Below are 24,045 nucleotides of genomic sequence, written 5' to 3'. Positions count from 1 at the left end.
CAGGTGCGCATCAGGCGACTGAAGGACGGTGGCCATCGGCCCGCGCCCATGGCGAAGTATCTGGGCGGCGAGGCCGAGAACGATCGGCGCCGCGCAGCACTGAACCCGATCCGCGCGCTCTATCACACACAGCGCTGGCGCGAGCTGCGCTGGCAGGTTCTGCTGGAGGCGCACTTCCGGTGCGCGCGCTGCGGGCGCGGGCATCCGACCTTGACGCCGGCCTGTGATGCCTTGGCGCCTCTGGGTCGGCTGTCGAGCGTGAAGGGAAAGGCGCCCGATCACGTCGCCGACCACATCACGCCGCATCGGGGCAGCGAGGCGCTGTTCTGGGATCGGTCGAACCTGCAGTGCCTGTGCGCGGCCTGCCACAATGGCGCGAAGCAGCGCGCAGAGCAGCGGGACCGGCCGGTGCCGGGCGACCCGGGCCGCTGACCGCCGCGCCGGCGCCGGGTGTGGCGCCGCCGCCACAGGGCGGCCGAGGGGGGGAGGGGGGGTCGATCCTCCAGCCGCCCCCGGCCCAGGAACCGGCGCTCTCCCTCATCTGGAGATTTTTTTCTTGGACGACGTGATTTTCGACCTGTTCGGGAACCCGGTTCGCGCTGGCAAGGGCAAGCGTGGGCGACCGGCGTTTGAGGTGACAGAGAGAAATCGCAATAAAGTCAAGCTGTTGCTGGCGCAGGGGAAGTCAAATCAGATCATCGCTGACGCCATTGGGTGTTCGCTCGCAACGCTGAAGCGCCATTTTAGAGCCGTGCTTGAGGAACGGGAAAAAGCCCGGGCTCAGATGGATGCCGAGCAGATGATGATGGTGTGGGAACAAGCCGCCAAGGGCAACGTCGGCGCCATGCGTCTGTTCGTGCAGCTGATGGATCGCAGCGACCGGATGGAGGTCGAACGCCAGCTAGCCCAGCAGGTCAGGGGCGAGAAGGTCGGCAAGAAGGAAGAGCGGGCCCTGGCGGCGAAGGATGCCGAGGCCGAACTGATGGCGGAACTGCAACTGGAGGCGCGTGGCGATGTCCGCCATTGACAAGTTTCCGCGGTTCGCCTGCCCGGACTGGTGGGGCAAGCTGCAACGCGGGGAAACCCCGATTGCCGACATCCCGCTGAACGAGGACAAGGCACGGCGGGCGCTGGCGTTCTTCAACCGGCTGCGCTTGCCGGACGTGCCGGGAAATCCGGCGATGGCCACAGCCTGCGGCGAATGGTTTCGCGATATCCTGGTCGCGTTCTTTGCCAGCGAGGATCCCGAGACATGGCAGCCCATCGTCTGGGAACTGCTGTGTATGGTGCCGAAGAAGAACAGCAAGTCGACCTATGCAGCGGGGCTGGGGCTGACCGCGCTGTTCATGGAAGAGGCGCCGAACCGGCAGATGCTGCTGGTCGGCCCCAGCCAAAACATCAGCCAGCGCTGCTTTGACCAGGCGCAGGGCATGGTGCGTCTGGACCCGATGCTGCGCGATGCCTTTCAGGTGCAGGACCATCTGAAATCCATCACCCGCCGCAAGACGGGCACGGCGCTGGACGTGAAGACCTTCGACACCAGCATCGTGACCGGGGAAATCCCGGTTCTGACGATCATCGACGAGGTGCATGAGCTGGGCAAGAAGGCCAAGGCGCAGGCCGTCATGCAGCAGATCAGGGGCGGCGGGATCACCAAGCAGCGCGGCAAGCTGCTGATGATCACCACCCAAAGCGACGAACCCCCGGCCGGGGTCTGGCGCACCGAGCTGGACAAGGCGCGCAAGATCCGCGACGGGCGCGGCGGGCCAGCCCCGATCATGCTGCCGGTGCTGTATGAATTCCCGGCCGAGCAACAGCGCAATCAGGATTACTGGCGCGACCGGCGCAACTGGCGGCTGGTGCTGCCGAACCTGGGCCTGTCGATCGACGAACAGGCGCTGGTCGATGACTATGAAAACAATGGCCGTGTCAACCGGCACGCCGAGCAAATCTGGGCCAGCCAGCATCTGAACATCGAGATCGGCGTCGGCCTGTCGGCGGGCTGGATCGGGGCGCAGTATTGGGATGCTGCGGCCGAGGCCGGCCTGACGCTGGATGCCCTGATCGCGCGCAGTGAGGTCGCCGTGATGGGGATCGACGGCGGCGGTCTTGACGATCTGTTCGGCGTCTCGGTGATCGGTCGCTGTGCCGAGACCGGCCACTGGCTGCATTGGGCGCGCGCCTGGGCGCACCCTGACGTTCTGGAAGAACGCAAGGAAATCGCCCCGCGTCTGCAGGGTTTCGAGCAGGATGGCGATCTGGTGCTGCTGGATGATCAGGACGTCAGCGGCGATGTGAACGGGGTGGCCGAGATTGCCGCCCGGCTGATCGCGGCCGAGCTGCTGCCCGAGGAAAACGCCATCGGCGTGGACACCACCAACCTGGCCGCGATCCAGCACGCCCTTTTCGGGGTGGGCGTGACCTATGAGCAGCTGGTGACCATCGGGCAGGATTGGCGCCTGTCGCCCGCCTGGTGGGGCATGGAGCGGATGCTGAAGCAGAAGACCTTCCGGCATTGCGGGCAACCGATGATGGCCTGGACCGTGGGCAATGCCAAACCCGAGGTGAAGGGGTCCGCCATGCGGATCACCAAGGAAGTGGCCGGCAAGGCCAAGATCGACCCGCTGGTCGCAACCGCCAACAGCGTGATGCTGATGATGCGCGACCCGGTGGCGGCCAAACCCGCCAAGTTCGTTTACACGGGGATGTAGCCCATGGGCCTGATGGATTTCCTGCGCCCTGCCATTCGGCAGGATCAGACGGCTGCGCGGGCCGAGCCGCCGGTGACGGCTGCCGCCGCATCGGTCCAGAGCGAAGGTCAGTGGAAGGGGCTGGTCGGCGTCGGCAGCGTGTCCAAGGCGGGCGTGCGGGTGACCGAAGGCGCGGCACTGTCGATCCCGGCCACCTTGCAGGCGCTGCGGGTGCTGGCCGGGGTCTTTGCGATGACGCCGCTGCACCTGTATCTGCGCACGCCGTCCGGGCGCCAGCTGGCCTCGGGCGATCCGGTCGAGGAGCTGTTGGCACGGCGCCCGAATGCGCATCAGACGCCGTTCGATTTCTTCGAGCTGCTGATGACCGACCTGCTGCTGACAGGGAATTTCTATGCCTATGTCAGCCGCGACCGGGCCGCGCGGCCGGTGGCGCTGACCCGGCTGAAATCCGGTTCTGTGCTGGTGTCGGAGTATTTCGACCGGGCCGAGGGGCAGGTGCTGTTCTATGACGCCACGCTGCCCGATGGCACGCGCGAGCGGTTCGCGGCCCGCGACATCTGGCATGTGCGCGGCATGAGCCGGGATGGCCTGCTGGGGCTGAACCCGGTGGCCTATGCCCGCGATGCGCTGGGGGGTGCCATTGCCACCGCCGATCATGCGGCGCGGTTCTGGAACAAGGGCGGGCGGCCCAGCACGGTGCTGACCAGCAAGCACACGATCGGCCCTGACGACAAGCGCCGCATGCGGCAGGACTGGAACGCCCAGCACGCTGGCGCCGATGCCGATCTTGTCGCGGTGCTGGATCAGGAATTGTCGGTGCAGTTCCTGAACCACGACATGCGGCAGTCGCAGTTCGTGGAAACCCGGCAGTTTCAGGTGGTGGACCTGGCCCGCATCTGGGGCGTGCCACCGCATCTGATCTTCGATCTGTCGCGGTCGACCAACAACAACATCGAACACCAGTCGCTGGAGTTCGTGATCTATCACCTTGGCCCGCACTATGCCCGGGTGGCACAGGCGGCGACCCGGCAGTTCGCGGGCGACGGCCAGTATTTCGAACACCTGACCGATGCGCTGGTGCGCGGCGATCTGAAGAGCCGGATGGAGGCCTATTGGCTGCAACGCCAGATGGGAATCGTCAACGCCAACGAGCTGCGCCGGCGCGAGAACGAACAGGACATTCCGGGCGCGGCAGGCACCGAATACTGGCGCCCCGGCAACATGGGTCTGGCTGGTGCGCCGGCCCCCGCGCCTGACACCCAATCCCAGACCCAGCCGGAGACCACCAATGCGAAATGACCTGTCCGCGCTGGTCGCGGCAATCCGCGCGCACCCCTGGGCAATCGTGCCCGAGTATCTGCAGGCGATCGAGGCCATCGCGGCGCGCGCGCTGGATGCCGATGTGCTGGCCCGGATCGCAAGCGATGCCCACCACCAGACCATCGGCGCCAGCTGGTCGGCGCTGGCCGCTGTCGGCGCACCGCTGGATGGTGCAGCCAATGCCACCCAGCGCGATGGCGCCGCCATCATCCCCATGCTGGGGCCGATCTTCCCGCGGTCCAGCATGATCAGCGCCAGCAGCGACGGCACGTCGCTGGCCACCATGATGCGCGATCTGCGGGTGGCCAATGCCAGCGAACAGGTCGATCGCATCGTGCTGCTGGTCGACAGCCCCGGCGGGATCGTGTCGGGCCTTGGCGAGGCTGCCGATGAAATCGCCGCCTCGGCCAAGCCGGTGACGGCCTTTGTCACGGGATCCTGCGCAAGTGCCGCCTATTGGCTGTCCAGTCAGGCGCGCGAGATCGTCATGGACCGATCCGCCTATGCCGGGTCGCTGGGCGTCGTTGCGACCGTCACCCGGCAAGAGGCGGTCGGGCAGGACGGCCGGCGGGCCTATGAGATCGTCAGCAGCGGCGCACCTTTGAAGCGCGCGGACCCCGGCACCGAAGAGGGGCGCGCGGCGCTGCAGGCCGATGTCGACGCGGCCGAGGCGGTGTTCTTCGCCGATGTGGCGCGCGGGCGCCGGGTCAGCCTGGAGACGATCCGCAGCGATTTCGGACAGGGCGGCATGCTGTCGGCAGACCGCGCCGTCAAGGTCGGCATGGCCGACCGCATCGGCACGCTGGAGAGCGTGCTGGCCACAGGTTCCCGGCGCACCGGGGCAAGACCGGGGGGCCGCCGTGCGCTGGCGGCTGCCGAAGTTGAAACGCGGCGTCGGGCCGCAAACTGGAGCTGACGATGGATCGCATCGCACAACTGAAGGCCCGCCGCGCGGGCATCATCGACAAGATGGAGGCCATGGTGGCCGCCGTGCCCGAGGGCGACGACATGACCGCCGAGCAGCTGGCGAGCTTCGAGGCGCTGAAGGCAGAGGACGACAAGGTCGCGGCCGAGCTTGCCCGCGCCGAAGATCTGGAACGCCGCAAGGCCGCCGCCGCACGTCCTGCCGCGCCGCTGCCCGGTGCGACCCCGCGCGGGGCCGGCGCCCCCGCGCAGCCCGCCGAAAAGGGCCTGACCTTTGCCCGTGCGGTGCGCACGTTGGCGGCGGCCGGTGGCAATGTGTATCTGGCCTCGCAGATCGCCGAGGCCAATGGCGACAGCGGCCTGTTCGCCAGCCAGAACATGGGGTCTGGCCCGGCGGGCGGGTATCTGGTGCCCGAGGATGTCTCGGCCGAGATCATCGAGCTGCTGCGCCCGGCATCGGTCATCATGTCGCTGAACCCGGTGACCGTTCCGATGCCCAATGCGAACCTGACCATGAACCGTCAGGCGACGGGGTCGTCGGCCAGCTATATCGGGGAGCAGCAGGATGTGCCGGCCACCGATATGCAATTCGGCCAGGTGAAGCTGTCGGCCAAGAAGCTGGCCTCGCTGATCCCGATTTCGAACGATCTGCTGCGCGCCTCGGGCGTGGCGGTCGACCGGCTGGTGCGCGACGACATCGTCGCCTCGATCGGAATCCGCACCGATCTGGCCTTCCTGCGCGGGGCCGGGTCGGACTATTCGCCGAAGGGGTTGCGCTACCAGCTGCTGGGCACCGTCTATGAAACCAGCCACATCCTGACCATGACGGCCACCCCGGACCTCGCCAAGGTGACCAACGATCTGGCGCGGATGGAACTGGCGATCCTGAATGCCGATGTGCCGATGATCCGCCCCGGCTGGGTCATGGCGCCGCGCACCGCGCTGTTTCTGCAGAACCTGCGCGACGGCAACGGCAACTTCGCCTTTCCGGAAATGGCGAATGGGATGCTGCGCAACAAGCCGTTCCGCATCACGACGCAGGTCCCGATCAATCTGGGCGGCGGCACCGAATCGGAGCTGTATCTGGCCGATTTCGCGCAGGTGGTCGTCGGCGAGCACATGGGCATCGAGATCGCGATGTCGACCGAGGCCGCCTACAAGGACGCCGCCGGAAACATGCAGGCCGCGTTCAGCCGCGATGAAACCGTGATGCGCGCCATCGTGCAGCACGACATCGGCATGCGGCATCTGGCCGCGCTGGCGGTTCTGACCGGCGTCACCTGGGCGCCTGGCGCCTGAGCCTGACGGGCCGGGGTCAGCCCGGCCCGCACCATCCCACTTCGCTTGGCCCGTGCGGCCTTTGGAGATCCAGACATGACCACGCAAATCCGCGCCATCGGCGATCTGATCGCCGCTCGCCGCGCCAGTGCCAATGCCGCCGCGACGGCCGGCAGCACGGGCGACAATACCGAAGTCGTCGGCGTCATCCTTGACCGCGCTGCCATGGGCTGGCCGCAGTCCTGTCAGGTGGTGATCCCGTTCACCGCCACGCTGGCCGCCTCGGCCACGCTGACCATCGCCTGGGATATCGACACGGGCGACGCGTCGAACCTTTCCGGGTCCGAAGTGCTGGAAGCGGCAACGGCGGTCACCGTGGCCACCGGCCCGAGCGGCGGCGGCACCGTGACCGGGGAGCTGACGGCCAATGTCAGCCTGGCCGGGGCGGGGCGCTATCTGCGCCTGAACTTCACGCCGAACCTGTCGGCGGCCAACACCGATACCGCCGCGCTGTCGTCGGTGATCGTCTTTGGCGGCATGGACCGCCTGCCGCAATGAGGCTGGTTCGTTTCGTTCGCCCGCATCGCCTGTGGAATCGCGGCGAGGTGGCGGGGTTTTCCGACCAGGAGGTTGACCGGCTTGTCGCCGCGCGGCTGGCCGTTCCGCTGGACGCCGAAGCCGGCGACGGCACGGGCGCCCCGGCGATCGAGCTGACGGAGCCGACGGCGCCGACGGAGCCGACGGAGCCCACCGAACCGACGGCGCCCACCGAACCGACGGAGGCCTCGGAGCCGACGGAGATCGCGCCCAAGGCGAAAGGGGCAAAGTCCTGACATGTCCGTCCCGGTGCTTGTCACCCCGGCCACCGCAGAGGTGGTCGGGGTTTCTGACCTGAAGGCCTTTCTGCGCGTCGACCATGGAGATGAGGATGGGCTGATCGGCGCGCTTGCCGATGCGGCGACTGCCTGGCTGGATGGCTGGGGCGGTGTGCTGGGCCGGGCGATCATGCCCCAGACATGGCGGCAGGATTTCGAAGGGCCGGGCCCGCATGTGCTGGCCATGCCGGATGTCGTGACGGTCGCCGCGACGGTCGACGATGTCGCGGTCGATGTGATCATCGAGGCAATAGGCGCCGGAGCGGCCGTCACGGCCGAGGGCGTCACTGGCACCTTGCGGGTCACCTATACCTGCCAGATGCCGCCAGAGCGGCTGCCTGCCGCGCAGGCTGCGGTCAAGATGCTGGTCGCGCACTGGTATATGAACCGCGAGACGGTCGTCACAGGAACGATTGCCACGGATGTGCCGATGACCGTCGGTGCGCTGGTCGCGGCATTGCGCTGGAGGTTCGTATGATCGGGGCGGGCAGCCTGCGCGATCGCATCACCGTCCAGCGCGCTGTCGAGGGCGACGATGGCTATGGCAACAAGGTTGTCGGCTGGGCAGATCATCTGACCCTGTGGGCGAATGTTCGTGAGACGACGGGCAAGGAGCGGGTCGATGCGGGCCGCGTCGAGGCGAGCCGCACCGCGACAATCCGCATTCGCGCATCGTCTGCCAGCCGCGAGATCAGCGAAAAACACCGGCTCATCGCGCGCGGCAAGATCTGGAACATTCGCAGCATCGCCGAGGTCGGCAACGATCGCGCGATGCTGGATATCCTGTGCGAAACCGGGGTGGCGGCATGAGCGTTGAGGGTGCTGACCGCGTCATGCGCAAGCTGTCGCAGCTGCCTGACCGGATCAAGAAGAACGTCGATGCCTCGATCCGCCAAAGCGGCAATGAGCTGGTGCGCACCTCGAAGGTGCTGATCCCGGTCGGCGGCGATGTTCATGGCGACGGGCATGAGCGCGACAAGATCACCGCGACGCAGAATCCCGATGGGTCGGTTCTGGTGGACTTCGGCCCGAAATCGAAGGTGATCGAGGGCGAGCGGGGGCCGCGCCCGTTCGTCAATCCAGCGCTGTCTGTCTTGCGAAAGAAACACAAGGCGCGTGCGAGGCGGGCAGTCAACAAGGCAGTGAAGGAACTGTTCAATGGCTGAGATGGCAACGATCAAGATCGTCATGCCGCGCTGGCGGCGCGCTGTCGCGTGGGTGTGGATCAGAGGGCTGGTCATGGCCGAGATGATCGTCCCGGGGTCGGTTGATGAAGACCGCGCAACGTCTCGGATCGCTCGTTTCCTGTGCGTGGTGCGCTTCGATGCCTGACGACCCGTCGCTTGCGCTGCAGAAGTCCGTCATCGCCACCTTGCGGGCCGATGCTGGCGTGTCGGCAGTGGTCGGCGTCAGGGTTTACGATGAGCCACCGCAGAATGTGGAATTTCCCTATGTGCGCCTGGGCCAGATTGATCTGGCGCCTCTGCGCATGTCCGGCACCTGTGTGGATGCCGATATCCTGTTTTCCGTCGAAGCGCATTCCCGCCCGGCCTCTGGCCGTGTCGAGGCCACGCGGATCGCTGATGCGGTTCGCGCCGCGCTGGACGACGCGGCCCTGACCGTAGCGGGGCATGTATGCGAGTGGTGCCAGTATACCGCCCAGTCCGTCACCCGCGCAGCTGACGGGCGCAGCTATGTCGCCGTGATCGCGTTTCAGGCAGCGCTGTCGGCAGCCTGACCAACTTTCCCCACCCTGGGATAGCCCGAGCATCGGCCCGTGGGCGGGGCCATTTCCAATGGAGTTTCCACCATGGCAAAGAAGAAAGGTCGGCTGCTGCTGATCAAGATTGGCGATGGCGCGACCCCGACCGAGGCGTTCACCACGCTGTGCGGTCTGCGGTCGAAGACGCTGACGATCAACAACTCGGAGATCGACGTGACGACGGCCGATTGCGCCGACCCCGGCGGCGCCTTGTGGACCGAGGTTCTGGGCGGCACCAAGCGGGTTTCCGTTTCGGGCAACGGCTACTTCAAGGATGAGGCGTCCGAGGCCCGGATGAACACCGTCGCCATGAGTGCCGACCCGATTGCCAACTTTCAGGTGATCGTGCCGGATTTTGGCACGTTCGCCGGGGCGTTCCTTCTGAGTTCGGCGGAATACGGCGGCGAGCAAGAAGACGGCGTGACCTATTCGCTGTCGCTTGCATCCTCGGGCACCGTGACCTTCACGGCGGCCTGACATGGCGATCTCCGGGACGGGTGCCTATGAGGAAATCGTCGGCGGGCAGCGGCGGCGGCTGTTGCTGACCAATCACGAAATCCAGCGGTTTGAACTGCAATATGCCCCTTTTGGCATCTTCGAGCTGTATGACCAGTTGTTCGGCCGCGCCTCGCCGCCCCAGGTGCGGCACGTCCGCGATCTGATCGCGCTTGGTCTGGTCGGCGGCGGCATGTCCGATCGAGCTGCAGATGATCTGATTTCAAGCCTGCCGCCGTCTGACAATGTGGCGCTGCGGGGAATTGCGCAGCGCCTGATGGGCGTGACGTTCTTCCCGGATGTGCTGGCTGCGCCGCCAAAAAAAGGCGGGGCTGGATCGCGCGTGGCAAGCCGCGCGGTTCAGCCCCGACCCACTACGGAGCCCGAGATCGCGTTGCCAACATCTGCGGCGTGATGGGTCTTTTGCCGTCACAGGTCTGGTCGATGACGCCGGCAGATATCGACGTGCTGACCCGTGGCTGGAACGCGGCCCATGCTGCCAGCGGTGGCCCGGGGGCCGATGCCCCGAGCGATGCGGAATATGAGGCGCTGGTCGCCCGCTTTGGCTGAGGAACAGGATGGCCGACGAAAATCTTGAGCGCATCACGATCCTGCTGCAGGCGAAGGATCGTGATTTCGCGCGCGCAATGGACCGCAACAACAAGCTGATCGCCAGGCTGACGCGCGATGCGGAAAAGGGCACCACCACCATGGCGCGCCGGGTGCAGGCGAACTTTTCCGACATGACGGTCTCGGTCAGGAATTTCGCGATTGGCTTTGCGGGCGGCATTGCCGGTGGGCTGGTGACCGGCGCGATATCGAATCTGACCAGTGGTCTGACCCGCACCGTCAAATCCATCGCCACCATTGGCGATGAGGCGAAACGGGCAGGCATGGGGTTGGAGGCGTTTCAGGAATGGTCGGCCGTGGCCGACCGCACCCGCGTCGGCATGGATGCGCTGGTGGACGGGTTCAAGGAACTGAGCCTGCGCGCCGACGAATTCATCGTGACGGGCATGGGATCGGCCGCCGAGTCCTTCAAGCGGCTGGGCTATTCCGCAGCCGACCTGAAGGTCAAGTTGCAGGACCCCAGCGCGCTGATGCTGGAACTGATCGACCGTCTGCAGCAGCTCGACACGGCGGCGCGCATCCGCGTTGCTGACGAGCTGTTCGGCGGGACCGGGGGTGAGCAGTTCGTTCAGCTGATCGACCGCGGCGCGGAAGGCATTCAGAAGATCATCAACGAGGCGCACGCAACTGGCGCGGTGCTGGACGAGCAGCTGATCCGCAAGGCGCAGGACATTGACGAGCGGTTCACCGCCATGACCCAGAAGTTCACCGCCTGGGGCAAGGCGGTGGCGGTGGCGTTGGCCGATCTGCCCTTTGATATGGTCGAAACCCGCCTGCGGGAAATCTTCCCGGATGAGGCGTTTGGCCGCGCGGTGCTTGGAGATGAGATCTTCGATCGGCTGATCGACCTGCGCAAGCTGACCGATGATCAGGCGGAATCGGCCGAGCGCCTGGCGCAGATGCACCGTCAGATGGGCGAAGAAGGCCGCGCTGCTGCCAGTGCGATTCTGATGTCCATGAACGAGCTGCCGAGCCAGGAGTTTGCGGCGATCCGGGGCGAGCTGGCCGGCATTGCCGAAGAGATGCGCCAGCTTGCGGCAGAGCTGGATACCGGCGCCATCAAGGGTGATGAATTCCAAAAGCGCATGGGGCAGGCCGAGGCACGGGCCAGTGCGCTGTTCGCAGCCCTGAGGGACGACAGCGGCATCACGCTGTCCAATGCCATCTCGGCCGTCGGGCGGCTGGGCACGGCCATCGCCAATGCCCTCGGGCTGGCGCGCAGCCTCAAGGCGACCTTGCCGGGCGGTGTGGCCAAGGATGTGCCTGGCTATCTCGACAGCCTCGACCAGTCGCCCAGCCCATTTGTCCCGAACCCGAACGCCCCGAAAACACGTCCGCGCGCAGCCCCGAATGAGCTGGGGTTCGACATCGTTGATACAGGGCGCGGTGGCAGCGGCGAAAAGAAGGCAAGCGCCAAGGATATCCTTGAACTTGCCGAAGCGGAAATCGCGATCCTCGAGCGCAAGATCGAGGTGATGGGGCGCGAGGATGCGGTGACCGCCGAGCTGGAGGCCAAGTATCGTCTGCTGGATGCGGCAAAACAGCGTGGAATCGACCTTGACCAGCGGTCGGCCGAGACGGGAAAGACGCTGCGCGAGGAAATCGACGAACAGGCGGCGGCTATCGGCAGGCTGACGGTCGAGGCTGATCGCTACGCCGAGCGTGCGCGCTTCATGGACGATATCACCGGGGACCTGAGGGATGGATTGCTTGATGCGATCGTTGCCGGTGAAGATTTCAAGGGGGTTCTGGCCGGGGTAGCCAAGGCGCTGGCCAAGGCAGCGCTGGAGGCTGCGTTGTTCAATACTGGGCCATTTTCGTCGGGTGGCGGTGGTGGCGGGCTGTTGGGTGGCCTCTTCGGCGGTCTCCTTGGAAAGCGCGCTGCCGGTGGACCCGTCGTTTCTGGCCAGCCCTATCAGATCAACGAAAATACGCCGAATTCAGAGATCTTCGTGCCGTCCCGTTCGGGCGGCGTCCTGAATGTCGCGCAGGCGCGAGACGCCTTGCGTGGTGGTGCGCAACCCGTCGCGATCACCGTCTACTCCGACCCGTCGGTCGTGGTGCGTGCGGCCGAAGGCGCAGCCGTGCGGGTGGTGCAGCGCGCCGCCCCAGAGATCATGTCCGGCGCGGTGGACGCCACCTATGCCCGCGCCCGCGAGGTGCCCCTGCCATGAGGATCGTCGCCTGGCCCCCGGTGGGGATCGTGTCTGCAGCGCCGTGGGTCGAGCGGCCCGTGGTGCGGTCCGAGGGGCTGTTGTCTGGTGCGCGTGCTGTCGCCTCTGCCGGTCCGGCGCGACGGGTGGCGCAGCTGTCGGTGTCGTCGCTCGCGCTGGGGCGCAGCGGCGCGGGCTACATGGCCCAGCTGTGGCGCGAGCTGGATGGCGGGATCAACCTCGTGCGCCTCGACGTCGTGTCGACCAACTGGGTGCTGGACCGGCATGCAGGCTATGCGGCCCACGGCACCGCTCCGATGGGCTGGACAACGGACGGCACGACACCGATGGACTGGACGACGGACGGCACGACGCCCATGGCCTGGTTCACCGGACCGGTGCGGTCGGGCGGTTCCGGGACCGATGCGCAGGGCTATCCGACCATCAGCCTGACCGGCCTGCCGCCCAACACCCTGATTGTGCGGCCCGACGATGTGCTGCGCAGCTTTGTCCTCGATGGCGGCGATTTCGTCTCGGCGGGCACGGCGCGGGCGGTGACTGTGGCGACAAGCGATGCCACAGGGGCAGTGACGATCCGGCTGGATGCCGCGCTGCCTGCGGGCGTGATCAGCCTGCACGATGCCGAAAGCGTCGTCTTCGAGGTGACGGGCATCACGCCCGGGGCGCAGGGCGTGGGCGCTGACTGGCAGTATCAGGTGAACCTGCGCGAGGTGCTGGCGCATGAGCGCGTGGGCGCGACGGAGTGGAATCCGTGGTGATGGCGCGCGGGGTCGACCCCGCCATGACTGCCGCGCTGGCGGCCGGCGGGTATCACGCGGCGGTGCTGGTGTTTGTGGATTGGCCTGGCGATCCGGTGCGCGTGCATTCGGGGATCGGCACGCTGGCCTGGGGTGGCCACGACTGGATCGGGATCGGCGTGCATGGAATGGGCGGCAGATTGACCCTGCCGGGTGAGCGCAGCGGGATCGCCGCCACCGAAGGGCAGGCCGTGCTGGGCGGGCTGCCCGACGATATCGACGCGATCCTTGCGACTGACGCGCGCGAGGCTGCAGTGCAGGCCTGGGCCGGGATCACGACGGAGCGGGCGGGCAACGTGCTGGTCTGCCCGCCGGTCCACGTCTGGGCGGGCTATATCGACGGGCTGTCGGACAGTGAGGACGGCACCGACGCCAAGGGAAATATCCTGCGCCGGATCATCGCGCCGCTGGTGTCGCGGCAATCGCAACGGCTGTCGCCGTCCGCCTATCACACGGACGAGGATCAGCAGGCCGAATTTCCCGGCGACACGGCCGGCCGCTGGCTGCGCGCGGCGCGCACGCGGATGCAGGCGGAAGTCGTGAAGTTCTGATGATCGAGGACATCGTGGCCGAGGTCATGGCCCGCCCCTTTGAATGGGGCGAGGCCGATTGCTGCACGGCCGCCTGCGACGTGCATCTGCGCCTAACCGGCATCGACCCGATGGCAAGCTATCGCGGCGCCTATCACGGCCCGCGCGGTGCGCTGCGGCTGATCCGGGCCGAGGGCGGCTTGCCGGCCATGGCGGCGCGGATGGCCGAGGCGCACGGGATGCGCCCGTGCGGCTGGCACCCCGGCGCGCTGGGGTTGGCGCAGGTTCGGCGACAGATGGCGCTGGTGATCGGGCTGGATCAGCCCGGCTGGTGGGCGGGCAAAACGGCTGGCGGTTATGCGCCGGTGAGAGAGGTGGTGGCGGCATGGCGACTCTTGTAGCGACGACGGTTGCCGGATGGCTTGGCGGCGCCGGGATCGGCGCCGGGTTCGCCTTCGGGGCCGTCACTTGGGCCACGGTCTACGCCCAGATCGGCACCTCGATCCTGTTTGCCGCCATCTCGCGCCAGCTGGCCAAGCGCGGCGGGGCGGCTGGCGAGTCGCAAATCGAACTGGACCAGCCTGCCAGCGTGATCGTCAAGCGGCACGCCTATGGCCGGTCGCGGATCGAGGGCACGCCGGCCGCCGTGATCGTGCGCGACGGGGTGGCCTATTGCGTCTGGATCCTCAATAGCCGCCCCAGCGACAGTATCGAGACGGTGGAATTCGACAATCGCGCGCTGACGCTGACCGGCGATCTCTACGATTTTGCGACTGGGGCAACGGCGACGGACACCACGTTCGCCGGTCACGTCACCCTGTGGGCAGGGCTGGGCGACCAGACCACCATCCCCGATCTGATCCTGTCCGAGGTCGGCGACCCGCTGGCCACCGATGACGCGGATTTCTGGGACACCGACGCGTGGCGGGGCCGCACGGTCCTGTGGGCCCGGATTGTCAAGGGCAAAGCGTCGAGCGCCGGCCAGCGGTGGCAGCGGATGCCCCCAGCGCTGCGCGTCACCGGCAAATGGACGCCGGTCTGGGATCCGCGCGATCCGGCACAGGATGCGGATGATCCGTCCACCTGGGCGTGGTCGGACAATCAAGCCCTGTGCCTGATTGACGCGCTGCGCCACAACCCGGTGGCGCAACTGCCGGTGCATCTGCTGCACCTGCCAAGCCTTTTGCGGCAGGCCGACGTTGCGGATCAGGCCGTGCCCCTGAAGGCAGGCGGGACCGAGCCGCGCTATCGCGTCGGCGGGCGGATCGTCTATTCGCCCAGCGTCGAGCTGTATCAGGCGCTGAGCCCGCTGGACGTCGCCGGGGGTGGCGGTCTGGTGCAGATCGGCGGAATGATCGGCTACCAGCCGGGCGAATACCTCGCCCCCAGCGCGACGATTGACGACGTGCTGCGCGAGGCGCCGCTGAGCTTCACGGCCCTGCAGCGCGGCCGCGATCTGCCGCGCGCGATCCGGGCGATCTATCCCAACCCGGGCGCCGCCTGGGAGGATGCGAGCCTGATCCCGATCGAGGTGCCGGGCGGCGGCGGCTGGACCGGGGGCGACGACCGGGTCGAGGATTTCGCGCTGGAGCTGGTGCCCTATCCGCGTCAGGCCAACCGGCTGGCGCAGATCAGGGCGCGCCAGCTGGGCTGCCAGCGGCGCATCGGCGGCGTGCTGTTCCCGGAGCACCTCGATCTGGTGGCCGGGGCCAATGTCACGCTGACCCGCCCGCGCGAGACGGACCCGCGCGCCGGAGTCTACCAGATCACGGCCATCGCGCCTGGGCACTGGCTGTCTGCGTCTGACGGCGTGCCCTTCCGCCTGCCGTTCGAGGCGCGCGAGATTGCCGCCAGCGTCTACGCCTGGAACCCAGAGACCGACGAGCAGGACGTGCCCGAGGAAACCGTGACGCAACCCGATCTGGCCTTGGCGCCGCCCAGCGATCTGATGGCGATGCCGACGGTCGCCGATCTGCTTCCGGCCATCGAATTCGATTTCCTGCCCAGCCAGACCTCATCGGTCACCGGCTACACCTGGGAGTGGCGTCTGACCGGCGCCGACTGGCTGGCCGGCGGGGTGATCGCGGCTGACGTGCCGCTGGTCGCGGGCCGGGTGCGCGGCCGCCTGATCGGCGCAAAAGGCGGCGACAGTCACGATCTGCGCGTCAAGGCCAGCGGCTCCGCCCGCGAAAGCGAGTGGGTCACGGTCAGCGGCATCTGGGCGACCGCCTCATCGACCGTGGACGCCGGGGTATACTGATGACCTGGAACCTGCGTTTCCGGCTGCGCCGGCGCGTCACCGGCACCGATGAGCCGCCGGCCGATCACCTGCACGGCGAGCTGGCCGCGTCCGAGCCCGGGCACGCGTTTTATTACGGCCACGGCGCCGGTGTTGGGGATCTGGCCAGCGCCAGCCACCTGCTGTTTCGCAGCGATGGCGCCCGGCTGTGGCATGGCCATATCGGCGCGGACGATGGGTCGACCGTGTTCAAGGGGGATGGATCAGCACTGACGGGCGTTGCCGCCGCATCGGTCGCCTGGGCCAATGTCACCGGCAAGCCGACGACGCTCGCAGGCTATGGCATCACTGATGGGGTGACGACCGGCGACAGTCGCCTGAGCGATGCGCGCGAGTGGACGGCCGCCACGATCACGCAGGCCGAGGCCGAGGCGGGCAGCGCTACGACGCGCCGGGCCTGGACGGCGCAGCGCGTCCGGCAGGCGATTGTCGCATGGTGGGCCGGATCGGCTGACAAGACAAAGCTGGACGGAATTGCCGCAGGCGCCACGGTCGGCGCGACCTGGGGCAGCAATCTGGCCAGCATCCCTGCCAGCATCGACGCCATCGACGGGCTGACCCCTGCGGCCGATCGGCTGGCCTATTACACGGGCGCCAGCACCGCCGCGCTTGCCACGCTGACGCCTGCCGCCCGCGCCCTGCTGGACGATACCGACGCGGCTGCCATGCGCGCGACGCTTGGTCTGGGCAGCGCCGCGACCACGGCCGCCAGCGCCTATGCCACGGCGGCGCAGGGCGCCAAGGCGGACAGCGCCCTGCAGCCGGTCACACTGGCCACGCCGACGGGCGTCACGCTGGTCGCTGCCGACGACGGCTGGATCGGGTCGATCGACGTCACGGTCAGTTTCACGGCTGACCCGAATATCTGGGCGCTGGCTGTCGAATACCGCGTCGACGGCGGGGCATGGGTCGCGCTGGGTCTGGTGACGCCTGCCAGCCCGGTGGCTCGCATTGCCCCGGTGACTGCCGGGCGCAGCTATCAGGCGCGGGCGCGCGCTCAATCTGGCCCATCCGTCAGCGGGTGGGCGACCTCATCGGCGCTGACTGCGCCAGCAATCACACGCACAATCCACGGAGGCAGCGCATGACCGCCCCAACATTTGCCAGAACCCCGACATTGGTCGCCGGGAAGCCGACGGCCAACAACACCGCAGACGTCGCCGCGATCAATGCGCTGTCGCAGGCGCTGACCGATCTGATCGTCGCTGGCGATGCGGCGGAAGCTTCCGCACGGGCTGAGAATGTGGCGGCATTAACCGCGCAGATCGTCGCCGAGGCTGCAGCGCGCGGCGTTGATGTGGCCGCGCTGACGGGACAGATCGCGGATGAGGCCGCCGCGCGCGGTGCAGGCGATGCGTCGTTGCTGGCTGTCGTCACGGCGCTTGAGGCGGCGATCAACGCCTCGTTGTCCGCCATCGCCGGGCAGATCTCGGCCGAACAGGCGGCCCGCATCGCTGGTGACGCGTCGGCCGGGGCCCAGCTTGCTGCAGAGACTGACGCGCGCAATGCCGCACTATCGGCCGAGGCCGCCGCGCGCATCGCAGGGGACGCCGCAACCGCCGCACTGGTGGCCGACGAAGCCGAGGCCCGGATCGCTGGGCTGGCCGCCGAGGCACACGCCCGCGCGCTTGGGCTGACCGAGGAGGCCCGCGCCCGCGAAATCGCCCTGTCCGCAGAGGCACAGGTCAGGGAGCGGTCGTTGCGCGCAGTCGCGCGCACGCGCCCCGAGTGGCTGGATGGATTCGGCGGCGCATCGACGGGCCAAGGGCTCGACATGCCGCCGGCGCCTGGCGTGGTGGTGGTGGATGCAGATATCGGCGCATGCGTCGAGATCACCGGCGCCGGCACGCTAGCCCCGCGCGATGCGGTGGCCATCGAACCGGGCCGCCTTTACCGCGTGTCTTTCACCCTGCGCCGCACCGTCGATTCTGGCGACCCGCTGGGTGATGCCGTGGTCGTGGCCGTGCGCTGGCTAGATGCGTCCCGCAATGGCCTGGCATCGGTCAGTGCGCGCAGCATTGTCGATACCATCGACCTGACCGCCGCCCTTGGCGTCGTGCGCCGGGAAAATACCGTCTCGCAGACGTTTGACGCCGACATCGTGCCGCCGTCCGGGGCGCTCTATGCCAGGCCAGAGGTCATCATCTATGGCGCCGACGCCGTGACCCGCGTGGCGGTGGTCGAGATGGTCGAGCTGCCGCCCACCACGATTGTCAACACCACCATCAGCGATCCCGGCGCATGGGCGCCCATCATTTCCGGAGGCTCGGCATGAGCGTGATCGAAGCAACCATCAGGCTCAAGCAGCGCCTGGCCGGCGGCGGCGCCGTTGGCGGCGCCCCTGCTGCGCTGGCCACCAGCGAGCTGTTTTACAATCACGTCGACCATTCGGTCTGGGTCGGGCGTGGCGACAATGGCTCTGGCGTCGCGACCAGCATTGAGCCGCTGGTGCGCGCGGCAGAGCCAACGGTGTTCCGGTTGGTCGACTATCTGCACCCGGCCGACCTGGCTCTGGCCTATGCTGGCGTCACGGCTACGCAAGATCAGACCCGCGTGACGCAGGCGGTGCAGACGTTCCACGATGCGGCCATGGCGTATTTCACCGGGGCCCCTGGGCGCCGCGTCCAGACCGTCTATCCTGCCGCCGCGCTGGCCCTGAACGGCGAAATGTTCAGCGAGGCGTTCGCGACCGCGCTCTGGAATCTCGGGCCCGGCTACAACGATTCGCTCTGGATTTTCGACTGGAACGGGGTGCGGTGGTGCGCCAAGTCCTGGATTGCGCGGTCCAGCGTGCGCAGCAGCGGGCTGTATGCCGCGCGCGGGATTGCCTACGCGGTGCCGCAGTGCATGTTCCGATGGGAACAAAACGCGCTGCGCACCCTTGGTCCCATCATGCACGGCCGGGTGTTTTTCGAGGGCGAGGGCAACCCCGCCACTGACCCGATCGGGATGAAGATCCGGGCTGCCAATACCTTCCTCATCGACGCGCCCTTCATTCGCGACCTGCGGAACTATGGCCTGATCATGGAGGCGTCGCAGAACGGCACGGTCGTTGCCCCGGATGTGGTCAACTGCGGCTACCAGCCGACCGAATTTGGCGGTGCAGGGTTCTTGCCGTCCGATGTGACATTCACGAACGTCGGCAACGTCGTGACGGCCAGTCAGCCGGTGTTCGAGAGCGGCCACGCCGGGCTCGGCTTCTTCCTCGGCAATGCCGGGCCGCGCAGCACGCAGCTCTACACCGCGCACTATAGCGCGATTGCCAGCGTGGACGGCCCGAGCCAGATCACCCTGGCAACCACGCCGTTCAGGAACGTCACGGATACGACGGGCAGCTTCGAGGCAGTCGCCGCCAGCACCACGGCTGGCAGCACGACCGTTATCTTGTCGCGGTCGGTCAGCACCAGCCTGGTCGGGCGATACGCCTATCTGGCTGGCTGTGGCCAAACCGAGATTGCCGACGACAATGTTGGCGCCCTGTTCGCGGTGGTGACGGCGCACAGCGGCAACCAGATCACGCTGGCCCACGCGCCACGGCTGACGCGGTCGAATATCCCGATCACCTTTGGCGTGCCCCTCGCGATGGTGCGCGCCGCCGAAAACTACTCGGTCGGAGCGCGGAACAACGACATCACCATCGTCAACGCGCGCCTCGCGCACAACACCACGCCGTCTGACGGTATCTCGCCGGTCGCGATCATCCAGCACACGAGCGAAGTTTCCTTTCTGGGTGGGTCGAAATTCCACGGCGCCAGCAGCCGCAGGAAAAACAACTTCGGCTCGGGCTTCGCGAACATCCTGATGGATGGCGCGACCCTGGTCAGGGGTCTGGAAATCTCGATGACCCATGGCGGGTTTTCCTCGAGATTTGGCAACATCATCCAGACCGGCGGTTTCATCGAGTCGCATCTTGGCGGCGCGCAGGTCATCTTCCCCGAATCCAACGTGACGGCCACGTTTTACGACGACACGATTGCCAACCCCCGCGCGGCCCGGACGAAATCCGGGTTCGTTCGAACGGATGGCCGGGTGCCGGGTGCCGTTGCGGTGCGGCTGGGGCCGAATGCGGCCCCCGGGCGGATCGTGGCCGCCAACAGCATCGACATCGCGCTGCGCGGGGTTGGTGACGGGGCCGAGGATGACGACACCCCGCCCGACCTGTTGACCGGAGCCCTGTCCCAGAAGGGCGATTTTTCGACCGATCTGGACGATGTGCTGGTGCGCGGCGATCTGTTTGCTGGGGCATATGGCAGCACGCTGGCGCAGGCAGCGGCGGCCGCGACGGCGGGCTGGGTGCCGCGCAACAATGCGGTGTATGTGATCGAGGGCCTGCCCTATCGCGGCAGCACCGGCGCCACCGACTTTCCGTCCACGCCCGGCCTTGTCTGGCGCGGCTACAAGACCAACGCAATCACGCTGGCCGCACCTGCCATCACGCTGGGCAGCGGGCAGCGGATCAGCTGGCAGACCTCTGGCGATGTCGAGCAGGCCTATCTGCTGGCAAATGCCACGCAGATCGACGCGGTCGTCGGCGGCGCCAACGCACTGCGCGTGACCTCTGGTGGTGTGCAGGTAACAGGTCTGATGACCGGAACCGCCGTCACGCAATCGACGGTGGACACCACCGCCAACCGCCTGCTGCGGGTCGGCGCCTCGCCGCTGCAGCTGTCGGCCAGCCCGGCGCTGCGCGTCACGGTCGGCGGCACGGCGAATGCGCGCACGCTGACCAGCGGGGCGGGGCTGACCAGTATCCCGGTTGGTCTGCAGCTGCGGTTCCGGGCGCCGGCGGTCAACACCGGGGCCGCAACGATCAATCTGGACGGTCTGGGCGCGCAGCCCTGCGTCACGGTCACCGGCGCGGCGCTGCCGGCGGGCTATATCCGCACCGACAGGGACACTGTGGCTCTGTGGGACGGCACCAACTGGGTTCTCGGCCGCGAGATCGAGACGGGCAGCAACGCCAATGGCGCGTACACCCGCTTTGCCAACGGGCTGCAAATCTGTCGGCAGACAATCTCTGCCGGGTCTGGAATCGCGGTCGGGTACGGGACGCTCGCCGACCCCTACGCGACAGTGGCATTCAACTGGACGTTCCCGGCAGCATTTGCCGCCGCGCCCGAGTTTACAGGAAGCGCCGGGTTTGACGGCGCCACGCTCAACAACCGCATGTTCTCGCTGACGCACCGGGCGACGTCTACTACCAGTGCGACCGGAATCAACGCTGTCAGGCTGAGCAGCTCATCTGTGGACGTCTCTGTCACCGCGCGCGTCACTGCCGTGGGCAACTGGTATTGAGGACCGACATGCATATCACCCTGTCCCCCATCCGCTCTGATGCGGCGCTGAGCCTGCACCGCGCGGGCGACGTGCTGACGATCAACGGCGCGGTGCTGGATCTGTCCGCCATCCCCGAGGGCGCCACCCTGCCAGCCGGGGCCGTGGCCTGCGACTGGATCGCCGGGCCGATCAGCCGCTCGGGCGGCGCGCTGCATCTGACGCTGTTGTTGCCGCACGGGGCCATCCCCGATCCGGCCCCGCCCGAGGCGCGGGCCGTGACGCATCCGGCGCCGCTGGCCCTTACCGGAGACGGACCCGTCACGCTGCCCTGCTGGGCGCCCGAGGAACCGGCTATTCAGGAGGCCGCCGAATGAGCATCGCCATCGACCTGTCGCAACTGATCACCGCCGAGGCCAAGGCCGCCGAGGCCGCCGCCGCACGGCGCGCGGCCGTCAAGGCGCGCCGCGACGTGGCCATCGCATCGGGCATCACCGTCGGCGGCGTCACCGTGGCGACCGACGATCAAAGCCAGTCCCGCGTGATGGGCGCGGCTGTCGCGGCGATGCTGGACCCCGGCTATTCGGTCCAGTGGAAAACGGCGAGCGGGTTCGTCACCCTGAGCGCGCCGCAGGTGATCGGGCTGGCCACGGCGATCCGCGCCCATGTCCAGGCGTGTTTCGACCGCGAGGCGGCGTTGCTGGCCGCCCTCGATGCGGGCGAGGCCGTCGATATCGAGACCGGCTGGCCGTGACCTGACGCACACGGACCATCTGACGACCACGACCCCGCTGCGGCGGGCTTTTTACTGCGCTGGAGACGACATGGATTCGATGCGACCGCCCCCGCCGGGGGTAATGGAGACCCTCCTGCTGTATGCCGGCATCGCGGCGGCATGGATCGGCGGCGAAAGCGGGCGGGTGCTGATCGCCTCTGGCGCCGGTGGGCTGGCCCGGTGGATCGGATCGGAGCGCAAGCGCATCCGTGACGGCGTGGTTGCGGTGATCGGCGGGGCCATCTCTGGCACCTACCTGTGGCCCATCGTGCTGTGGGCGCTCCGCATGGAACACACGCCCGACAGCATCGCCATGGCGGCATTCGTCGCGGGAACCATCGGTATGAGCCTTACCAAGGTCGCGGGCGCTCTGGTCGAAACCAAGATCCGGGGGGCCGAGAAATGAGCGATCGGCACTGCGCCCTGCGCCGGGTGCTGAAGGAAGAGCTGAAAACCTGGGCGTTCGTCGCCTTGGTCATCGCTGCATATGGCGGCCTGCGCTACTGCGCCGCCCCCGTCTAACAGCCGTCTAACATAGGAGCCGCGCCATGACCGCAGTGGCATTGATCGTGGGCCACAACGCCCGCGCGCAGGGGGCTGTCCGCGTGACGGACGGCCGATCCGAATACGACTGGTGCGGCGATCTGGCCGCCGCGATCCGCGACCACGCGCCGGGGATGTATACCGTCATCCGGCGCCAGTCGCACCCAAGCGGCTACGCGAGCGAGATCCGCAACGCCTACCAGCACGCCGACGCCCTCGGGGTCTCGGCCACGGTCGAGCTGCACTTCAACGGGGGCCCGGCGACGGCGACCGGGACCGAGACGCTGACCAGCGGCACCAAGGGCTCGCTGCGGCTGGCCGGGCTGATCCAGCCCGCGATGGTCGGGGCGCTGGGGCTGCGCGACCGGGGTATCGTCACGCGCGGGCGGGCAGATCGAGGCGGCGCAAGCCTTTGGTCTGGCCGCGCCCCTGCCGTGCTGATCGAGCCGTATTTCGGCAGCCGCGAAGCCGACTGCCAAGCCGCCGACCGCCACTATGCCGCGCTGACCGGCGCGATACACCGGGCCTGTCTGGCCTTCATCAACGGAGCTTGACCATGCTCGGACCCATTTCCCGCATCCTCGCCCGCTGGGTCGCCTCGGCGCTTGTGACCTACGGGCTACTGGTCGCGCCAGATGCTGCAGCGATTGAGCCTGACCTGATCGTCCTGATCGGCGGCGCGCTGGGGGCTATCACCGAGGCGGGCTATGCCCTCGCCAAGCGCAATGGCTGGGCGACCTGATGGGCCTGCTTGAAGCCATCGGCGCCGCGCTGCTGGCGATCATTGCGGCGTTTTTCGTCGGCCGCCGCAAGGGCGCGCAGGCCGTGCAGCAACAGGCCAAGGAGGCCGACCATGACCGTGCAACCCAGATCGAGGATGCGGCCGACCGTGCCCGCGCTGCTGGCGGCGGCGATGCTGTTGACCGGCTGTCTCGCGCCGGGCGGCTCCGCCGAGACTGAACGGACGATCTGCCGCGAGCTGCGCGCCGACCTGCCGACATATTCGCGGCGCGACACGCCCGAGACGCTGGCGGCCGGGGCGCGGTTCGTCGAGGTATTCGCGGCGGTCTGTGGCGGGTGAGGGATTCACAGCCGATTCGCCGGGTGCTATGATCTAGCCTCGGCGAGGTTTGGGCGGCCATACAGCCCAAGGCGGCCACAGGGATACTGTGGCAGCTGGATCGGCAGCTAAACGGCGAGGGCCGCGCATCGCGCGGAGGTGGGCCGACCGATCAACCGCTTTCTGGCGGTGCATCGAAAGTCCAGCCCTGAAACATGGGTGCGGGTGCAACTCCCGCAGATGCACCACCTGAGCGCGGCGCCTTCTCAAGAGGCTTGATGTGGATGACAAACGCCCACACCGCTCTCAACATGTCCGACCGGGCCAGCGCGGGTTGATCGCCGCGCCTCTGCCGGGCCTGCGGGTCCGGCCCACATACAAAGTGTTCCTCAGTTCATTGAACCGGACGAAAAGCGAACATGTTTCGCAGGTGGCGTCCACGGTTCAACACAAAGCGTCCATATGGCGCAGAATCCGCTAGTTGTGATGGTGGCTCTTTCTTCACATCGAAGATGTCAGCGGTTCAAATCCGTTATCGCCCACCATTATCGCATTGAAAAGCCTCGGAGCAATCCGGGGCTTTTCTGCTTTTGCAAAG

At 67.5% G+C, this 24,045-nt stretch carries 31 protein-coding genes; all 31 read left to right on the top strand.

Annotated elements, in window-relative coordinates:
* The first annotated feature begins 48 nt into the window (after positions 1-48).
* Positions 49-432: an HNH endonuclease gene (locus G481_RS23440; protein ID WP_051294443.1), complete on the top strand. Its 384-nt coding sequence runs from the start codon at positions 49-51 to the stop codon at positions 430-432.
* Positions 433-565: 133 nt separating this feature from the next.
* Positions 566-1,027, top strand: a complete 462-nt coding sequence (locus G481_RS0109955) for a helix-turn-helix domain-containing protein (RefSeq protein WP_245594953.1) — start codon at positions 566-568, stop codon at positions 1,025-1,027.
* Complete coding sequence (locus G481_RS0109950; protein WP_028029900.1) at positions 1,014-2,711, top strand: terminase large subunit domain-containing protein; 1,698 nt, start codon at positions 1,014-1,016, stop codon at positions 2,709-2,711. The genes G481_RS0109955 and G481_RS0109950 overlap by 14 nt, the downstream gene beginning before the upstream one ends.
* 3 nt (positions 2,712-2,714) lie before the next feature.
* Positions 2,715-4,010 (top strand): phage portal protein, encoded by a 1,296-nt coding sequence (locus G481_RS0109945; protein ID WP_028029899.1) that lies wholly within the window; start codon positions 2,715-2,717, stop codon positions 4,008-4,010.
* On the top strand, positions 4,000-4,947 hold the full coding sequence (locus G481_RS0109940) for a S49 family peptidase (RefSeq protein ID WP_028029898.1): 948 nt from the start codon (positions 4,000-4,002) through the stop codon (positions 4,945-4,947). Before G481_RS0109945 ends, G481_RS0109940 begins: the two co-directional genes overlap by 11 nt.
* A 2-nt stretch (positions 4,948-4,949) precedes the next feature.
* Positions 4,950-6,254 (top strand): phage major capsid protein, encoded by a 1,305-nt coding sequence (locus G481_RS0109935; protein ID WP_028029897.1) that lies wholly within the window; start codon positions 4,950-4,952, stop codon positions 6,252-6,254.
* Between the two features lie 75 nt (positions 6,255-6,329).
* Positions 6,330-6,791 (top strand): hypothetical protein, encoded by a 462-nt coding sequence (locus G481_RS0109930; protein ID WP_028029896.1) that lies wholly within the window; start codon positions 6,330-6,332, stop codon positions 6,789-6,791.
* A complete protein-coding gene (locus G481_RS26475; protein ID WP_035025724.1) occupies positions 6,788-7,066 on the top strand; it encodes a hypothetical protein in 279 nt (92 codons plus the stop codon). Before G481_RS0109930 ends, G481_RS26475 begins: the two co-directional genes overlap by 4 nt.
* 1 nt (position 7,067) lies before the next feature.
* A complete protein-coding gene (locus tag G481_RS0109920) occupies positions 7,068-7,586 on the top strand; it encodes a head-tail connector protein (RefSeq protein ID WP_028029895.1) in 519 nt (172 codons plus the stop codon).
* Entirely contained in the window at positions 7,583-7,918 is a 336-nt protein-coding gene (locus G481_RS0109915) for a phage head closure protein (RefSeq protein ID WP_245594952.1), read from the top strand. The genes G481_RS0109920 and G481_RS0109915 overlap by 4 nt, the downstream gene beginning before the upstream one ends.
* A complete protein-coding gene (locus G481_RS0109910; RefSeq protein ID WP_028029893.1) occupies positions 7,915-8,274 on the top strand; it encodes a hypothetical protein in 360 nt (119 codons plus the stop codon). The genes G481_RS0109915 and G481_RS0109910 overlap by 4 nt, the downstream gene beginning before the upstream one ends.
* Positions 8,267-8,440 (top strand): hypothetical protein, encoded by a 174-nt coding sequence (locus tag G481_RS25860; protein ID WP_154664576.1) that lies wholly within the window; start codon positions 8,267-8,269, stop codon positions 8,438-8,440. Before G481_RS0109910 ends, G481_RS25860 begins: the two co-directional genes overlap by 8 nt.
* The gene (locus G481_RS0109900) at positions 8,433-8,846 is read left to right on the top strand and encodes a DUF3168 domain-containing protein (protein WP_028029892.1); all 414 of its coding nucleotides are present in this window, start codon (positions 8,433-8,435) and stop codon (positions 8,844-8,846) included. The genes G481_RS25860 and G481_RS0109900 overlap by 8 nt, the downstream gene beginning before the upstream one ends.
* 72 nt (positions 8,847-8,918) lie before the next feature.
* The gene (locus tag G481_RS0109895; RefSeq protein ID WP_028029891.1) at positions 8,919-9,347 is read left to right on the top strand and encodes a phage major tail protein, TP901-1 family; all 429 of its coding nucleotides are present in this window, start codon (positions 8,919-8,921) and stop codon (positions 9,345-9,347) included.
* 1 nt (position 9,348) lies between these two features.
* Positions 9,349-9,780 carry a GTA-gp10 family protein gene (locus tag G481_RS0109890; protein ID WP_028029890.1) on the top strand — a complete coding sequence of 144 codons (432 nt, stop codon included), beginning with the start codon at positions 9,349-9,351 and terminating at the stop codon, positions 9,778-9,780.
* 29 nt (positions 9,781-9,809) lie between these two features.
* A complete protein-coding gene (locus tag G481_RS26875; RefSeq protein ID WP_281171644.1) occupies positions 9,810-9,935 on the top strand; it encodes a hypothetical protein in 126 nt (41 codons plus the stop codon).
* 8 nt (positions 9,936-9,943) lie between these two features.
* A complete protein-coding gene (locus G481_RS25115; RefSeq protein WP_051294442.1) occupies positions 9,944-12,169 on the top strand; it encodes a phage tail tape measure protein in 2,226 nt (741 codons plus the stop codon).
* A complete protein-coding gene (locus G481_RS0109875; protein WP_154664575.1) occupies positions 12,166-12,927 on the top strand; it encodes a hypothetical protein in 762 nt (253 codons plus the stop codon). Before G481_RS25115 ends, G481_RS0109875 begins: the two co-directional genes overlap by 4 nt.
* The gene (locus G481_RS0109870; protein ID WP_028029888.1) at positions 12,921-13,517 is read left to right on the top strand and encodes a hypothetical protein; all 597 of its coding nucleotides are present in this window, start codon (positions 12,921-12,923) and stop codon (positions 13,515-13,517) included. The genes G481_RS0109875 and G481_RS0109870 overlap by 7 nt, the downstream gene beginning before the upstream one ends.
* A complete protein-coding gene (locus G481_RS25110) occupies positions 13,517-13,897 on the top strand; it encodes a DUF6950 family protein (protein ID WP_051294441.1) in 381 nt (126 codons plus the stop codon). Before G481_RS0109870 ends, G481_RS25110 begins: the two co-directional genes overlap by 1 nt.
* Complete coding sequence (locus G481_RS0109860; protein ID WP_028029887.1) at positions 13,882-15,756, top strand: hypothetical protein; 1,875 nt, start codon at positions 13,882-13,884, stop codon at positions 15,754-15,756. The genes G481_RS25110 and G481_RS0109860 overlap by 16 nt, the downstream gene beginning before the upstream one ends.
* The gene (locus G481_RS26350; protein ID WP_028029886.1) at positions 15,756-16,883 is read left to right on the top strand and encodes a hypothetical protein; all 1,128 of its coding nucleotides are present in this window, start codon (positions 15,756-15,758) and stop codon (positions 16,881-16,883) included. The genes G481_RS0109860 and G481_RS26350 overlap by 1 nt, the downstream gene beginning before the upstream one ends.
* Entirely contained in the window at positions 16,880-18,070 is a 1,191-nt protein-coding gene (locus tag G481_RS0109850) for a hypothetical protein (RefSeq protein ID WP_154664573.1), read from the top strand. Before G481_RS26350 ends, G481_RS0109850 begins: the two co-directional genes overlap by 4 nt.
* Positions 18,037-21,090: a hypothetical protein gene (locus G481_RS0109845; RefSeq protein ID WP_161630520.1), complete on the top strand. Its 3,054-nt coding sequence runs from the start codon at positions 18,037-18,039 to the stop codon at positions 21,088-21,090. Before G481_RS0109850 ends, G481_RS0109845 begins: the two co-directional genes overlap by 34 nt.
* Before the next feature lie 8 nt (positions 21,091-21,098).
* A complete protein-coding gene (locus G481_RS0109840) occupies positions 21,099-21,446 on the top strand; it encodes a hypothetical protein (RefSeq protein WP_028029883.1) in 348 nt (115 codons plus the stop codon).
* The gene (locus G481_RS23420; RefSeq protein WP_051294440.1) at positions 21,443-21,823 is read left to right on the top strand and encodes a DUF4376 domain-containing protein; all 381 of its coding nucleotides are present in this window, start codon (positions 21,443-21,445) and stop codon (positions 21,821-21,823) included. The genes G481_RS0109840 and G481_RS23420 overlap by 4 nt, the downstream gene beginning before the upstream one ends.
* A gap of 70 nt (positions 21,824-21,893) precedes the next feature.
* Positions 21,894-22,250 carry a hypothetical protein gene (locus G481_RS0109830; protein WP_154664572.1) on the top strand — a complete coding sequence of 119 codons (357 nt, stop codon included), beginning with the start codon at positions 21,894-21,896 and terminating at the stop codon, positions 22,248-22,250.
* 142 nt (positions 22,251-22,392) lie between these two features.
* A complete protein-coding gene (locus G481_RS0109820) occupies positions 22,393-22,941 on the top strand; it encodes an N-acetylmuramoyl-L-alanine amidase (protein ID WP_028029881.1) in 549 nt (182 codons plus the stop codon).
* A 2-nt stretch (positions 22,942-22,943) separates the two neighbouring features.
* Positions 22,944-23,129 (top strand): hypothetical protein, encoded by a 186-nt coding sequence (locus G481_RS0109815; RefSeq protein WP_028029880.1) that lies wholly within the window; start codon positions 22,944-22,946, stop codon positions 23,127-23,129.
* Positions 23,129-23,347 carry a hypothetical protein gene (locus G481_RS0109810; protein ID WP_028029879.1) on the top strand — a complete coding sequence of 73 codons (219 nt, stop codon included), beginning with the start codon at positions 23,129-23,131 and terminating at the stop codon, positions 23,345-23,347. The genes G481_RS0109815 and G481_RS0109810 overlap by 1 nt, the downstream gene beginning before the upstream one ends.
* On the top strand, positions 23,241-23,468 hold the full coding sequence (locus G481_RS25855; protein WP_161630519.1) for a hypothetical protein: 228 nt from the start codon (positions 23,241-23,243) through the stop codon (positions 23,466-23,468). The genes G481_RS0109810 and G481_RS25855 overlap by 107 nt, the downstream gene beginning before the upstream one ends.
* The last annotated feature ends 577 nt before the right edge of the window (positions 23,469-24,045 follow it).

Source organism: Gemmobacter nectariphilus DSM 15620, assembly GCF_000429765.1.
Classification (GTDB): Bacteria; Pseudomonadota; Alphaproteobacteria; order Rhodobacterales; family Rhodobacteraceae; genus Wagnerdoeblera; species Wagnerdoeblera nectariphila.
The sequence above is the reverse complement of the archived record's forward strand: the minus strand, read 5'-3'. Positions and strand labels throughout refer to the sequence as shown.